General features: G+C 76.0%; 13 protein-coding genes. 5 read left to right on the top strand and 8 right to left on the bottom strand.

Annotation, left to right across the window (positions count from 1 at the left end; genetic code table 11):
• Positions 1–136: 136 nt before the first annotated feature.
• From AB0C76_RS33845 to AB0C76_RS33835, 3 genes are all read left to right on the top strand, one after another.
• Positions 137–274 carry a hypothetical protein gene (locus AB0C76_RS33845; RefSeq protein ID WP_359973001.1) on the top strand — a complete coding sequence of 46 codons (138 nt, stop codon included), beginning with the start codon at positions 137–139 and terminating at the stop codon, positions 272–274.
• A gap of 167 nt (positions 275–441) precedes the next feature.
• Entirely contained in the window at positions 442–1,098 is a 657-nt protein-coding gene (locus tag AB0C76_RS33840; protein ID WP_359972999.1) for a sigma-70 family RNA polymerase sigma factor, read from the top strand.
• Positions 1,095–2,138 carry a CU044_5270 family protein gene (locus AB0C76_RS33835; RefSeq protein WP_359972996.1) on the top strand — a complete coding sequence of 348 codons (1,044 nt, stop codon included), beginning with the start codon at positions 1,095–1,097 and terminating at the stop codon, positions 2,136–2,138. Before AB0C76_RS33840 ends, AB0C76_RS33835 begins: the two co-directional genes overlap by 4 nt.
• 9 nt (positions 2,139–2,147) lie before the next feature.
• Here AB0C76_RS33835 and AB0C76_RS33830 read toward each other — a convergent pair whose 3' ends face one another.
• Both AB0C76_RS33830 and AB0C76_RS33825 read right to left on the bottom strand, forming a co-directional pair.
• Complete coding sequence (locus tag AB0C76_RS33830; protein ID WP_359972994.1) at positions 2,148–2,414, bottom strand: barstar family protein; 267 nt, start codon at positions 2,412–2,414, stop codon at positions 2,148–2,150.
• A gap of 156 nt (positions 2,415–2,570) precedes the next feature.
• Complete coding sequence (locus AB0C76_RS33825; RefSeq protein ID WP_359972992.1) at positions 2,571–3,440, bottom strand: DUF1906 domain-containing protein; 870 nt, start codon at positions 3,438–3,440, stop codon at positions 2,571–2,573.
• Positions 3,441–3,577: 137 nt separating this feature from the next.
• Here AB0C76_RS33825 and AB0C76_RS33820 point away from each other — a divergent pair, with 137 nt between their 5' ends.
• Both AB0C76_RS33820 and AB0C76_RS33815 read left to right on the top strand, forming a co-directional pair.
• Positions 3,578–4,408 carry an SAM-dependent methyltransferase gene (locus AB0C76_RS33820; RefSeq protein ID WP_359972990.1) on the top strand — a complete coding sequence of 277 codons (831 nt, stop codon included), beginning with the start codon at positions 3,578–3,580 and terminating at the stop codon, positions 4,406–4,408.
• 211 nt (positions 4,409–4,619) lie between these two features.
• The gene (locus tag AB0C76_RS33815; RefSeq protein ID WP_359973029.1) at positions 4,620–5,105 is read left to right on the top strand and encodes a hypothetical protein; all 486 of its coding nucleotides are present in this window, start codon (positions 4,620–4,622) and stop codon (positions 5,103–5,105) included.
• Positions 5,106–5,112: 7 nt separating this feature from the next.
• Here the strand turns inward: AB0C76_RS33815 and AB0C76_RS33810 are convergent, their stop codons facing one another.
• From AB0C76_RS33810 to AB0C76_RS33785, 6 genes are all read right to left on the bottom strand, one after another.
• Positions 5,113–5,775, bottom strand: coding sequence for a hypothetical protein (locus AB0C76_RS33810; RefSeq protein WP_359972988.1), 663 nt, complete (start codon positions 5,773–5,775; stop codon positions 5,113–5,115).
• A 538-nt stretch (positions 5,776–6,313) separates the two neighbouring features.
• Positions 6,314–6,997, bottom strand: a complete 684-nt coding sequence (locus AB0C76_RS33805) for a formyltransferase family protein (RefSeq protein WP_359972986.1) — start codon at positions 6,995–6,997, stop codon at positions 6,314–6,316.
• Complete coding sequence (locus tag AB0C76_RS33800) at positions 6,994–10,065, bottom strand: non-ribosomal peptide synthetase (protein ID WP_359972984.1); 3,072 nt, start codon at positions 10,063–10,065, stop codon at positions 6,994–6,996. Before AB0C76_RS33800 ends, AB0C76_RS33805 begins: the two co-directional genes overlap by 4 nt.
• On the bottom strand, positions 10,062–11,099 hold the full coding sequence (locus AB0C76_RS33795; protein ID WP_359972982.1) for an NAD-dependent epimerase/dehydratase family protein: 1,038 nt from the start codon (positions 11,097–11,099) through the stop codon (positions 10,062–10,064). The genes AB0C76_RS33800 and AB0C76_RS33795 overlap by 4 nt, the downstream gene beginning before the upstream one ends.
• Positions 11,096–13,078: a fatty acid CoA ligase family protein gene (locus AB0C76_RS33790; RefSeq protein WP_359972980.1), complete on the bottom strand. Its 1,983-nt coding sequence runs from the start codon at positions 13,076–13,078 to the stop codon at positions 11,096–11,098. Before AB0C76_RS33790 ends, AB0C76_RS33795 begins: the two co-directional genes overlap by 4 nt.
• Complete coding sequence (locus tag AB0C76_RS33785) at positions 13,075–14,073, bottom strand: hypothetical protein (protein ID WP_359972978.1); 999 nt, start codon at positions 14,071–14,073, stop codon at positions 13,075–13,077. The genes AB0C76_RS33790 and AB0C76_RS33785 overlap by 4 nt, the downstream gene beginning before the upstream one ends.
• Positions 14,074–14,075 lie beyond the last annotated feature (2 nt).

Below are 14,075 nucleotides of genomic sequence, written 5' to 3'. Positions count from 1 at the left end.
AGGGGCGCCGCCACCTCGAACGGCGAGGTGGCGGCGCCCCTGTCAACGGCCGACCGGCCGGGCCAGCCCGGTAGCCTTCGGCCCCCGGACAGGCCCGGTAGGTGTTCGACGCCCACAGGGCGTTGCCGGAACCGTCGTGGATGACGAAACCGCCGAGGTGATCCCGGACGGCCCGCGCGACACGCTCCCGCACGGCGACGTTGCCCAGCACGTCCCGGACAGCGCCCTCGACGGCGTCCTGCACGACGACGACCACGAGCTCTACAGCTTCTGACCCGCTCCACCCGCCGTCCGCCCGGGGTGCCCGGCGACCGACCGCCGGCACCCCGGCACACCCGCACCCGTCCGCCCACCCGGAGAATCGACGCCGAGCACCCGTCAGCCACGCGTGCGTGACGCGGCTCACACGGAACCCCGTGCGGCCCGCGGACAGGAGGGGGCATGGAACTGTCACAACGAGCGCGCCTGCGCGCCGGCGACCAGGCCGCGCTCGGCGAGGTCTTCGACGCACACGCCCAAGCCGTGTACGGCTACGCGCTGCGCACCCTCGGGGACTGGGCCGCCGCCGAGGACGCGGTGTCACTGACCTTCCTGGAGGCCTGGCGCCTGCGCGCCAAACTGCACGACGGCGACGACGACCTGCGCCCCTGGATCTTCGGCATCGCCACCAACGTGCTGCGCAACACCGCCCGGGCCGCCCGGCGCCACCGCGCGGCGATGGCACGCCTCGCCGAACGCGAGACCGTACCGGACTTCGCCGACGAACTTGTCTCCCGCATCGACGACAGCGCCCAACTGGCCGCCGTACGAAGCGCGTTGCCAGAACTGCGCCGGTCCGAGCGCGAAGTCTTCCGGCTCTGCGTGTGGGTCGGGCTCGACTACGCGTCGGCGGCCGAGGCCCTCGGCATCCCGGTGGGCACCGTGCGCTCGCGCCTGTCCCGGGCACGCACCCGGCTGCGCACGCTCGCCGAGACCGAGCTGAACGAGTCGGCACACCGCCGGGAACCCGCTCCCGCCACCGGACAGGTACGGGTCGGCGGCTTCGAGGCCGCCCGGTCGCTGCAGGAGCTGCAGGAGCTGCAGGAGGAAATCCGATGAACAACTCGCCCGAGCTGCTCCCCGCCGACCGCCAACGGTTCCTGAAGGAGCACCTGATGAGTGAGATCGCTTCCGAAGCGAAGGCGCCGAAGCCGCGGCGCAGGCTGGTGTGGCTGGTCGCCTCCCCGCTGGCGGTCGGCGCGCTGGCGGCCGTCACCCTGGCCATCCCAGGCCGCCACCACGGCGACTCCGCCCCGGCGGCCCCGGCCCCGTCGGCCTCGTCCGCCCCCAGCCCCAGCCCCACCGCCACCGCCACCCCGCTCCCGGAGCCGACCGACCCCGCGGGCCTGCTCGCCCGCGCCGCGAAGGCCGCAGCCGGCAGCCCCGATCCCGGCGCCAAGGGCGCCCAGTTCGTCTACCGGCGCGAGATCCAGGACGGCGCCCGCGAGACCAAGCACGAGCGCAAGTCGTGGAGGTCGGTCGACGGCAGGTCCCAGGGCCTGATCCTGGACCCGACGATGGGCGGCGGACGGACCGACTGGCCCGCCACGCTCTCGACCGCCTCCGGGGCCCCGCGGACGGCGGGCTTCTCCGCCCCGACCTACGAGTTCGTCGCCTCCCTGCCCACCGACCCGCAGCAGCTCCTGCAGCAACTGCTCTCCGCCGACCGCTCCAAGATGGTGTCGGGCATCCCGATGACGCCGAAGCTGTACGACCAGTTCGCCTTCGGGGACGTCCAGATGATCTTCCAGAACATCGCGGCGCCGCCCGCCGTCGCCGCGGCGCTCATGGAGGCGGCCGCGAAGATCCCCGGCACGGCGGTCGTCGCCGACGAGACGGACGCGGCAGGCCGCCACGGCGTCGCGGTGGTCGGCACCAACGGCACCATGCGCGTGGCCCTGATCTTCGACAAGACCACCGGCGCCTTCCTCGGCGTGCGCGAGGTCCTCCTCGCCGACCTCCCGCCCGCCGGCCCCGACGGCCTCCCGCCCGCCGGCACCCCGTCCCCGGGCGCCGGCAACGGCAAGGGCTACGACTACGCCTCGGCCGTCCTCACCTCGGCCGTCGTCGACAAGCCGGAGGTCGAGCCCGCCGACTGACCCCCACGATCACAGGCGGTACGAGACGCGGAAGCCCGGCGACGTCGTCCCGTACCGCCTGAGCAGCCGGCGCGGCTCGGAGGCACCCACGGGGGTGGTGCCTCCGAGCTCCGCCCACCCCGTGAAGACCAACTCGCGGGGCATCACGACGAGCCCGGTGACCGCGTCCCGGAACGCGTCCCCGTTCAAGCCGTAGAACGACGGGAACCCGAGCTCCCGCTTCAGGACGGCGTGCAGGCCCCGCACGTCGCGCACCGCACCCACGTCGATGACCACCCGCCGGACCGGGCAGACCGCGAACGAGCCGGGCCAGCCGTCCTCGGCGTCGAAGACGAGGTGGCCGCGGCAGGGGCAGGGGCGGCGGGTGTCCGTCCGGCCAGTCCGGTCCGTGCACCGGCCCCGCTGCGACCGGGTTTTCGCCGACGGGACGGCTCAGCCGTCCGCGCCCCGGGCGCCGCCCGCCACCGGGCCGTCGAGCTGGTCGGGGTCGATGTTGAGGGTCACGCCGCCGTAGGTCTCGTCGGCGCTGCCGCGGTACTGGTGGATGCGCTGGTGGCCGGTCCACAGGTCGTCGGGCAGGCCGGGCTGGCCGGTGGTCGTCGGGTTCCGGTCCCAGCGGGCGTACCAGATGGCGTCGGGCAGGGGGGCGCGGCCGCTGCGGGCGGCGTCGACGATGTCGGCGATGCCGGAGTTCAGGCTGGAGTAGAAGCCGGCCCGGTAGCCGGCGGCGTGCAGGGCCTCGGTCCAGCCGACGGTGAAGTCCACGACCGCGCGGCTGCACTCGGCATCGTCGCCGGGGTAGGCCTCCATGTCCAGGTAGACGGGACTGCCCGCGCCCAGGCCCAGCGTCCGCAGGGCCGCCGCCGCCTCGTCGGCTTCCCGCCCGCCCTGTTCCTCGGCGCGGGCCGGGTCGATCCGCAGCGGCTTGTCCTCGCGTTCGGCGCAGGGCGCCTGGAGCCCGACGTGCGTGGGCACCAGCTTCCAGCCCATCGCGCGGGCCTCGGCGACCCACTGCGGCGTCAGCCGGGGCTGTGCACAGCCGCGTTGGCCGCCGCTGCTGTAGATGTTGACCGCGCCGTACGGCGAGGCGGTGCGCCACACGGACAGCGCCTCCAACGGCGGGGCCGTGCAGGCGTCGAACCCGGCGCCGGTGAACCGGTACTCCGGCAGCGGGGCGGTGAGGGGTGACGGGCGGGAGATCGACGGCGTCGCGGCGGCTACGGGGGCGAGCCCGTGGGCGGTGCCGGGGAGCATGAGGAGCACGGCCGCCGCGGGGAACGCGGCCAGGGACGGAAGGCGCATCTCCCCGTCCTAGCGCCCCGCCGGGCATCCGCTGCGTCACCGTGCCGACGCGCCGCGCCCGTTCACCCGCAATCGCGACGCCGTCGGCTCCGAACAGGCCCTGAACCGCCCCCGGGCAGGCGTATACATTGCACGATATGACCACCGACACCCCCGAAGAGCTGAGCCCGGTCTCCCGTACCGCGCTGTCCGTCGCCAAGGTGCGCGCCTACGAGAGCGCCCGCCCCGACGCGCTGTTCGTCGACCCGTACGCCGCCGCGTTCCTCACCGCCGCCGAGGTGGCGCCGGCCGCCTCCCGCCCCGAGCGCAGCGCGCTGGCCAAGGGCCTGGTCGCGCACGGCATCCAGCGCACCCGTTTCTACGACGACCGCCTGCTGGCCGCCGCCGCGGACGGGGTGGAGCAGGTCGTGCTGCTCGCGGCGGGCCTCGACACGCGCGCCTACCGGCTCGACTGGCCCGCGGGCACCCGGGTGTTCGAGCTCGACCTGGACCCGGTGCTGGCCTTCAAGCAGAAGGTCCTCGACGGCGTGGGCGCCGTGCCCGGCAGCCGTCGCACCGCCCTGCCGGCCGACCTGCTGGACCCGCGGTGGCCCGAGCGCCTGGTCGCGGCCGGCTTCGACCCGGCGCGGCGCTCGGCGTGGCTCGCGGAGGGGCTGCTGGTCTACTTCACGGCCGAGGAGGCGGCCGGCCTGTTCACGGCCGTCGCCGCCCTGGCGGCCCCGGGCAGCCGGCTGCTGCTGGAACGGGGCCGGGACGTGAGCCGCACCCCGCACGACCCGGCGCTCGCCCACGTCACCTCCCTGTGGCGCGGCGGCCTGGGCCCCGACACCCACCACTGGCTCGACCGGCACGGCTGGGCGGCCGGGCTCACCGCCCTGGACCAGGTCGCGGACGACTACGGCCGCCCCCTGTCCGCTCCCTCCACCGGGGGCTTCATCGAGGCGGTGCGGCAGCACACGGCCGGCTGACCCGGCTCCCCGGCCCGCGCGCCCGGCGCGCGCCGCGGGCCCCGCGCCGGGGGAGCGGTGGTTCGCCGGACCGGGGCCGGGCGGTGCGCCTACCCTACGAACTGTCCTGCCGCGCACCGGCCCTGGCCATTGCACAAGGAGTCCCGTGTCATCGTCGCCCTCGCCCTGTGACCCCCAGTTCGCGCCCGTCGGCGACGTGAGCACGGCGCTCATGGTGATCGACTCCCGGCTCAAGGCGATCTACGACGGCAGGACCGGGGCGGACCCCGAACGCCAGCGCATGCTCGACGAGTTCGCCGCGTCGCTGGGCCCCGCGGAGTTCGCCGAGCTGCTGGACGGCGCGTGCACGCTCGTTTACATGTACATGAGCTGGATGCGGACGGTCTGCGAGGAGCACGACAAGGACGTCGTCGAACACGTCGTGCCGACCCTCGTGACGACGATGCGGATGATGCCGAGGACGTTCAGTCCCGAGGTCGTCCCCACCATGGCCGGCCTGCTGATCGCCGCGGGCAGCGGCCTGAGCCCCAACCTGTGGCGCGCGCAGTACGGGCCCTGGACGGACGCCGAGATGAACCCGCTGGAGGCGATGGTCGCCCTGCTCGCCGAGCACGTCAACCGGATGTCCGGCGGCGACCACGACTTCGCGACCCGCCTGATCACCGACGCCCTGTCCAGGGCCGAGGAGGAGGAGTGAGGGCCGGTCAGCCCGCCAGCGCCCTGGCCGCGGTGGCGGCCAGCTGCTGTTCGACGGCGGCCTCCTGGGCGGCGTTGACGGCGCCGAGCTCGCGGCGGTCGGCCACGGCCTCGATGCTGTAGTGGTGGCCGGCGACGGTGAAGACGACCTTCGGCATCCGGCCGTCCTCCTTGTCCTTGAGCAGGACGGCGTCGTCCCCGGCCCCGGGCACCGGGGACGAGGCGGACCGGTCGTCGGTGGTCATGGCCGTGAACCGGGTCGCGTCCAGCTCCTTGATGCTCACGAAGGACTGGCGGGAGCCCCAGGTGCAGCCCCACGCCACCTCGGTCGACGCACCTTCCGCGCGGAGCGGGGCCGAGGCGGCCAGGGCCCGGGTGACCTGGTCGTCCGTCAGGACCGAGCACGGGTCGGCGGGACGGTTGCCGACGGGCCGCGCGCTCGCGGTGCTTGTGACGTCCGGAACGCCCGGGGCGCTCGTGACGGGGGCCGGTGCCGCCTGCGCCGGAGCACTTGCACTCGCCGAAGGACGCGCCGAAGTGGACGGAGCCGAGCCGGACGACCCGGACCCGCCACCCGAGGAACACCCCGCGAGCACGCCCGCCACCCCGAGGACGAGCACCGCCGCCGCAGCCGCCCGGTGGCCCTTCGCCGCACAAGTGTCCATCGTCATCAGCACGTTCCTCCCCTGGCCCCACTGGCCCCGGCAGCCTACTCAGCACCGGCCCGCCGCGCTGCCGAATCCGCCCACGCGCGCCGGTGGGGCCCGCGCGGCACACACCGACGTCCCGTCCGGGCCGGACCGGCCACCACCCGCAGGCCGAGTTGGCCACCACGGCCACCTTCCGATCCCTGCCGCGCCCCTCGCCGCCCCGGCGGCCACCGAGTGTGGTCGCGGTGCACCGGCTCGACGGCGAAGCGATCACGACTGGAGTACGAGAGCGTCAACTACGGCCGCGCCCTGCACAGGACCGGCCGTTTCGAGCCGACCGGCCAGGTGAGCTCCGCGTGCGGTGTCAAGGACGGCCCCAAGCCCCTGCGCGTCCGGGCCTGGCAGCGCCGGGCATGCCGCGTGGGCTGGACCGGGACATCAGCGCAGCCGTCGACATCGCCAAGGCCGCCGGACTGGCGGTGACAGCTTTCGGTCCTCGGGCCCGGGAGGATGCCGATGCACGAGCGTGTCCGCGTGGGGCCGGCACCCCGCCCGGCCGTCACTCCAGGGTCCCGGCGAGTTCGGGGAGGTAGCCGGCGAGGAAGCCCAGGTCGGTGGCGCGGGCGAACCCCGGGTGCCCGCGGTAGCGGGGGAGGCGGGCCAGCGCCGTGCGGCCGTAGTAGCCGCCGGCCCCCGCCCCGGTGGGGACACCCGGGTCGCCGGGCCAGTCGGGGTCGGCCGCCGCGAGCGGCAGGCACCGCTCGAAGAGCCGGTGACAGACCTGCAGGCCCCGGCGCATCACCACGTGGTACGGCTCCTCGGCGCCGATCGGGTAGGGCTCGCGGGCCAGGACGGGACCGGTGTCGATGCCCTCGTCGACGCGGTGGAGCGTGGCGGCGAACTCCGCCTCGCCGCCCAGCATGGCGTACACCAGGGCGACTTCGGGCATCCCGCGGTAGGCCGGGAGGGGGCCGTGGTGGACGTTGAGGATGCGCAGGCCGGTGGACAGCACCGGGGCACGGAAGATCATCCGGTTGTTGACCGACCAGACCAGTCCGTCCGTGCAGGCCGCCGCCAGCTCGCCCGCGACCGCGTTGACGTCCGCGGCGGCGAGGTGGCGCACGCCGAGCGGTGCCGCGCCGCCGTCCGCGGCCGGGCCGCAGACCAGGTCCACCGGCAGCCCGCTGTCCAGGGCGTGCCGTACGGCACGCCACAGCAGCGCGCCCTCGCCGACGAAGATCATGCCTCGCTCCGTACGGCGTCGACGGCGGTGACGACCCGGCCCAGGGTGAGCCCGCCACTGAGCGGTCCGAGCCGGTCCAGCAGCCGCCGTTCGGCCGAGCCGCCGGGCAGGTGCCCGCCGAGCAGTTCCTCGCCGAGGGCCGACAACATCTCCAGCACGGCGAGCGAATCCCCGCCCAGCGCGTGGAAGTCGGACGAGTCGTCGAGGGTCGCGGCCTCGCAGCGCAGGACGCGCGACCAGATCCGCGCGGTCGCGGCCGCCACGCGCCGGTCCTCGCCCGGCCCTTCCGGCCCTTCCGGTGCAGTGGCGGCGCCGAAGGGGTCCGGCAGCGCCTTGCGGTCGGTCTTGCCGCTGGCGGTCTCCGGAAGCGCGGGCAGGACGCGCACCACCGTGGGCACCAGGTGCGGCGGCAGCGTCCGGGCCAGCTCGGCCCGGACGGCGGCCTCGTCGAACGAGGCGGCGGTGACGCCCCGGGCGAGGACGACGAACGCGCACAGGGCCCGCACGTCCTCGGTCCGGCCACGGGCGACCACGGCGGCCTGGGCGATGCCCGCCAGTCCGGTCAGCGCCGTCTCGACCTCGGCCGGTTCCACCCGGTGGCCGCGGATCTTCACCTGGTCGTCGACACGGCCCGCGTACTCCAGCTGCCCGTCGGGCAGGCGCAGCACGAGGTCGCCGGTCCGGTAGGCGCGGCGGCCGTCCGGGAGGAGGACGAACCGTTCGGCGGTGAGGTCGGGGCGGCCGAGGTAGCCGCGCGCGAGCTGTGCGCCGGTGACGTACAGCTCGCCGGGCCGGCCGTCCGGGACTTCGCGCCGCCGGTCGTCCAGCACGCTCACGCCGGTGCGGTGCACGGGGACGCCGATCGGCGCCGATCCGCGGGTGATGCCGTCCTCGACGACGGCGACGGTGCAGGCGAGCGTGGCCTCGGTGGGGCCGTAGGCGTTGACGATGAGGCAGTCCGGGCCGAAGTCCTCGCGCGCCCGCCGGGCGGTGGCCGCGGTGAGGTTCTCCCCGCCGAGCTGCAGCGCGCGGATGCCCGCCGGGCGGATGCCCAGGCGGGCCGCGAGGCCCAGGTGGGTCGGGGTGAGCGACAGGGTGTTGGCGAGCCGGCCCGCGTACATGTCGCGGAGCTTGAGGTGGTCGAGCTCGCCGGGCACCGGCACGACCGCGCCGCCGTGCAGCAGCGGCGGGAAGATCTGCATCAGGGACAGGTCGAAGCCGGGCGAGAAGGAGTACGCGGCGCGGGTGCGTTCGTCGCAGCGCATGAGCGGGGCCAGCCAGCCGACGGCGTTGACCAGGCTCCGGTGCTCGACCTGCACACCCTTGGGCCGGCCGGTGGAGCCGGAGGTGTAGATGACGTAGGCGAGGTCGTCCGGGCCCGGCGCGGCGGCGGCGACCGCCTCGCGCTCCTGCTCGTCGGGCATGCCGTCCGCCGTCCTCTCCAAGGGAAGCGACGTTCCGTCGAAGTCCTCGGCCAGAGCCGTCCAGGCCGCCTCCGCGAGGCAGAACCGGGCCCGCGCGTCGTCCAGCAGCTCCGCGACGCGGCGTGCCGGATTGCGGACGTCGACGGGCAGGAACGCCGCGCCCGCCTTGAGGACGCCCCACACGCCCGCGAGCCCGTACGCCGTGCGGTCGGCGAGGACCCCGACGACCTCGCCGCGCCGCACGCCCCTCGCGAGCAGTGCGGCGCAGACGGCGTCCGAGCGCCGGTCGAGCTCGTCGTACGACCAGTGCGCGGCGTCGCCGGTCACCGCGGGGGCCTGCGGGGAGCGGGCGGCCTGCGCGCGGAACAGCTGGACGACCGTGGTGTCCAGCGGCGGTAGCCCCTCGGGGCCCGGGGCGAGGAGCCGTTCGGCGGCGCTCCGCTGCAACTCCCCCGGAAAGACCGCTGGTTCGTCGGTCGTGAGCGCCTCGGCGATGCGGTCGATCAGCGCGTCGCAGCGCTCGCCCACGTCCGCGGCTCCCCGGGCGGAGACCACCAGCTCGGTGTGGCCGGGCAGTTCGAGCAGCACGACGCTGAACGGCACCAGGGGTGCGTGGACGGGCAGCGCGTAGGCGGTCGTCGCGGTGAAGGCGTCGGTGCTGAACTCCGCGGGGTCCAGCCGGCCGGCGTGCGAGACGATCGCCGAGGCGAGGTGGCGGTGCCGGGCCAGTTCCGCGGCCCTGGAGGCGCGGACGAGGGCGGCGGCCGCCGGCAGCGGGAGCCGGGCGAGCGCCGCCTCGGTCCCGGTGGCCAGCTCCCGCCGCTCGGCGAGGGCGTCCAGCAGCCGCCGGTGGACGGTGTCCGGGTCCTGACCGGGCGGCACGTCGAGGAACACGGGCAGGGTGAGGTTCGCCGTGGCGGACGCGGCCCGCACGTGCCGGCGCAGGTCGACCGGCACCATGATCCGGGCCGGGGCGCCCACGGCCCCGGCGAGCGCCGCCGAGACCCGCGCCGCCGCCGCAGGGGCCCGGCCCGGCACGGTCCGCCGGCGCCACACGGCGACCGGGCCCGCCGGTCCGCCCAGCGGCGAGCGCTGGTCGAGCCCGAGGCGGGGACGCCGCCCGCTGCGGCCGAGCGCGGCCAGCAGCCGGTGGTCGGTCAGCGGGTCCGCGGCCTCCTGCGCGGGCTCGTCCCGCAGGGCGCGGAAGACCTCGGCGGCCCAGGTCCGCAGGCCCTTGAGGTCCATCACCGCGTGCGCGGCGCGGAAGACCACGGTGCACGGCTCCCCGGTGAGGAGCAGCACCTCGCAGGCCGGACGGTCCCCGTCCTGCGCCAGGTGGCCGGTCAGCTCGGGCAGTCCGGTCAGCGCGGCGCGGTCGAAGGCGGGCGCGTCCACGACCACGACCCCGGCCGGCACCCCGCCGTCGCTCCACGTCCGCCCGCGCCGCACGACCCGGGAGCCGGGGCAGGCCCGCGAGGCCCGGGCCACGGCTCCGGCCAGCGCCCGGGCGTCGAGGTCCCCGTCGCCCTCGACCACGAGCTGGATCACCATCAGCTCGCCGAGCCGGGCGGCGGCGAGGTAGGACCACTCGGTGGGCGAGACGGGCCGCCGGAAGCCGTTCCCGGTGGTGGTGTGCGCGATCAAGGCTGGACCTTCCGTGTGTACTCGTCGACGCCGCCGATCTCCTCGATCCAGGCGGCCAGCCGGGCCATCCCGGTCTCGTGGTCCACCACGGGCGCGCCCAGGTCGCGGCGCGCCGCCGAGGTGTCGTACGTGGCGGACCGGGTCAGCAGGGCCAGCGAGTAGCGGGACAGGGGCGGGGAGGTGTGCTCGGCGAGCGGCGGCAGCTTCCAGAGCAGGTCCGCGGCGAAGGCGGCGGCCCGCAGCGGCCCGAGGGGGACCCGCCGGGTCGGGGGCGTGCCGCCGAAGCGCTCGGCGAGGGCGGCCAGCGTGCTCCACACCTCCACCGGCTCCGGGTCCGCGACGAAGTAGGCCCGACCGCCCACCCCGGGGGCCCGGGCGGCGCGCACGCTCGCCTCGGCGGCGTTGTCGCAGTGGCACAGCGAGGCGAGGACGGGCCGGCCGCCGGAGAGGTCGGGCAGGCGCCCGGCCATCATCTTCGCCAGCAGGCGCGGCATGAACCCGGAGTGGTCGCGCGGGCCCCACACGGCGCGCGGGCGCAGTGCGACGGTGGTGAAGTCCGGCCGGTCGGCGGCCAGGACGAGGCGTTCGGCGGCGGCCTTGGTCTCCGAGTACAGGTTGAGGTAGCGCCGGGGGTAGGGCTCGCTCTCGTCGATGCCGAGCCGGTCACCGTCGCGCACACCCATCAGCGCGCTGGGGCTGCCGATGAAGACGAACCGCCGGGCCCCGGCGTCGCGGGCGGCCGCCATCAGCCGCCGGGTGCCGTCGACGTTCTCGGCGTAGAACCGGGCCCGGGTACCCCGGTCGGTGACCCTGGCGGCGCTGTGGTGCACCGCGTCGACGCCGTCCACCGCCGCCCTGAGCGAGGCCTGGTCCCGCAGGTCGCCGAAGGCGAACTCGACGCCCGCCACGGTGTGCAGGTGGCCGAGATCGCTGCCCTCGCGCACCAGCACGCGGACCTCGTCGCCGGCCCGCAGGCAGGCGTCGACGATGTGGCTGCCCAGGAATCCGGACGCGCCCGTCACCAGGACCTTCACGACGCGCCGCCCTTCGCGCCGCCGCGGCCCCGGCGCCACCACGTCGCCCCGAAGAGCATCGTGAGGGCGGCGGTGGCCGACGGCCTGCGGGCGGTGGCGCGTTCCTGCTCGGCCCGCAGCGCGGCCGGTATCTGCGCCGCGTGGACGACGACGCTCAGGAAGACGTCCACCCACCACAACGCGGTGAGCACCGGGTGCTCCCAGGGCAGCAGCGGCCACGCGGCCAGGTACGCCCAGCCGGCCAGCGGCACCGCGCGCAGCGCCAGGTCCGCGGCGGTGGGGCGCCGGCTGCCGGTGAGCCGGTCCTCGGCCCAGCCGGCCAGCAGCTCCCGGCGGATCTTGGCGTTGTGGCGCACGTCGACCGGGAACGCCGGGTGCACCAGGAAGTCCGCGACGGGCTTCGTCATCGGGTTGTCCGCCCCGAGGGCGCGCAACTCCTCCTCGATGCGCGGCCACTGCTCCCGGCCGGTGCCCGGCGCCAGCTCCACGCACAGCACCGGCCGCCGGCGCCCGCGCGGCCCGACGCCGACCAGGGCGGTGCGCCGCACCCGCGGGTGGGCGTTGAAGACGCCTTCGCAGCGCACCGTGTGCAGGTCGCCCTCGGGGGTTCGCACCCGCTGGCTCTTGCGCCCGCAGAACCAGATCCGGCCCTGCTCGTCGATCCAGCCGACGTCACCGGTGCGGTGCCAGCGGGTGTCACCGTCCTGGATCTTGTGGTCGGCGTCGGCCCGCTCCGCGCGGAAGTAGCGGGGGCTGACGGCCCGTCCGCTCACCACGATCTCGCCCATCTCGCCGGGCGGCACGGCCAGGTCCGGCGTCCAGCGGGGCAGCGGGCCGTCGCCGATCGCGACGGTGCGCACCGTCATGCCCGGTGCCGGGCGGCCCAGGCAGACGCCCAGTCCGGCGGCCGGCCCCGCGGCCGGCCCGTCGGTCCCTGCGGCCAGGGCCTCGCGGCTCTCCAGCAGCGCCATGGGCAGGGCCTCGGTCGCCCCGTAGGTGCTGAACACGCGTGCCTCGCCGGGCAGGACGGCGCGCAGCTCGCCCAGCAGCGCGGGGCTCACCGGGGCGCCGCCGGAGATGACCAGGCGCAGCGAGGGCACCGGGGTGCCGGTCTCGGCCAGGTGGGCGGCGAGCGGGGCCAGCAGTGCGGGGGAGGCGAACATCGCGTCCACGCCGAAGCGCCGGACGGCGTCGGCGAGCGGCGCCGGATCGGCGGCGCCGACCCGGGCCATGTCCATCCTCGGCACGACCACGGTGCGCCCGGCCACCAGGTCGAACACGCCCATGAGCGGCATGGTGACCAGGGTGGTCCGTTCGCCGTCCGTGAAGTGGGCCTCCTCGTTGCCCCGCGCCATCGCGAGCAGCATGCCGACGGTGACCTCCACCGGCTTGGCCGGGCCGGTACTGCCGGTGGTGTAGCCGATGAGCGCGAGGTCGTCCGGGCCGGTGGGCGCGGGGGCCACCGGGGGCCGGCCGGCGCCGGCGGCGATCAGCCGGCGCAGCGCGGTGCCGTCCGGGCCGCCCACCGTGACGGAGCTGCGCACGCCGGCGAAGGCGCGCGGGCGCAGCCGGCGCAGCACCTGGGCCCTGGGGACGCCGATGAAGGCCTCCACGCGGACGCGCCGCAGGCAGTCGAGCATGCGGTCCAGGCCCATGCCGGGGTCCACGACGACGGGTACGGCGCCCACGTGCAGCATGGCGAGGACCAGCGTCAGCAGGTCGCCGCCGGGCGGCACCAGCAGGGCCGTGCGGGTGCCGCGGCGGATGCCGTGCGCTTCCAGGCCGGCGGCGCAGGCCGCGACGGTGGTGGCGAGTTCGGCGTAGCCGACGGCGGTGTAGGCGGCGCGGCCGTCCGGTTCGGTGCGGTCCGCGTCGGGGTGGACGAGCGCGGTCGTGCCGGGGGTGCGGGCGGCGTGGTCGGCGAACAGCTGTGCGGGGGAGGCGTGTTGGTCGCGGGGGAGGGAGGGTGCGGGTGTCATCGGACGGTCCCCCCGTCGCCGTTGTCGGCACCGGGGGCGGTCAGGCGGTAGAGCGAGGCCGCCGAGGTGAGCCCGGCGCCGACCGCGAGGAAGAGCACCCGGTCGTGTCCGGCGAGCCGGCCGGTGTCCAGGGCCTGGAGGTAGCCGTGCACGAGCGCGGAGGTGTGCGGGTCGCCGTGGACGCCCTCGACGGTGACGGCGGCGTCGGCGGCGAGGCCCAGGCGTTTGGCCAGGCGTGCCGCGAACCCGGGCGAGGGCTGCGAGGTGACGAGCAGGGTGCGGTCGAGGGCGAGGCGGGCCCGGCCGGCGTCCGTGGCGTCCCCGGTGCCGTCCCCGGTGCCGTCCTCGGTGCCGTCCTCGGTGCGCAGGACGGTGCGCACGGAGTCGGCGGCGAGGTCCAGCATCCGGTCCAGGGCGTCGTCGTCGCGGTCCACGACGACGCTGGTGCGCCCGTCGGCGCCGACGTCGGGCAGTGGCAGGTAGCCGTTGACCCCGTGCCCGCCGGGCAGGGAGCGGTGGTGCACCCGGCCGAAGCCGCGTCCGTCGCCGGTGCGTTCGAGCAGCAGGGCCGCCCCGGTGCTCGCGTACGGGAAGGCGGGTGTGCCGGCGCGGGAGGTGTCCGTCGACGGGTGGGTGTCGGCGCAGACCACCATGACCCGGCGGGCGCCGCCGGTGGCGAGCAGGGCGTCGGCCGCCTGGACGGCGTTGAGCACGCCGCAGGCGCCGTTCATGAGGTCGAAGGAGAACGCGGCCCGCCGGTCGGGGGAGTGGAGGTAGTCGAGGTTGATGCCGAGGCGCTTCTGGATGAGCGCGGCGACGGACGGCTCGACGATGTTGGAGTCGCGGTAGACGCCGACGTTGACGAGGACGTCGACGTCGGCGGGGGCGAGCCCGGCCCGCTCCAGGCAGGCGCGGCCGGCCGCGGCCGCGTGGCCGATGGAACTGCCGGAGCCGTCGGCCGGGGCGAGCGCGGCCGAGGTTATGACGGTGGCCATGG

Origin of the sequence: Kitasatospora sp. NPDC048722, from assembly GCF_040650235.1 — a bacterium.
GTDB lineage: Bacteria > Actinomycetota > Actinomycetes > Streptomycetales > Streptomycetaceae > Kitasatospora.
Note: the sequence above shows the minus strand (reverse complement) of the source record. Positions and strands in the feature narration are given on the sequence as shown.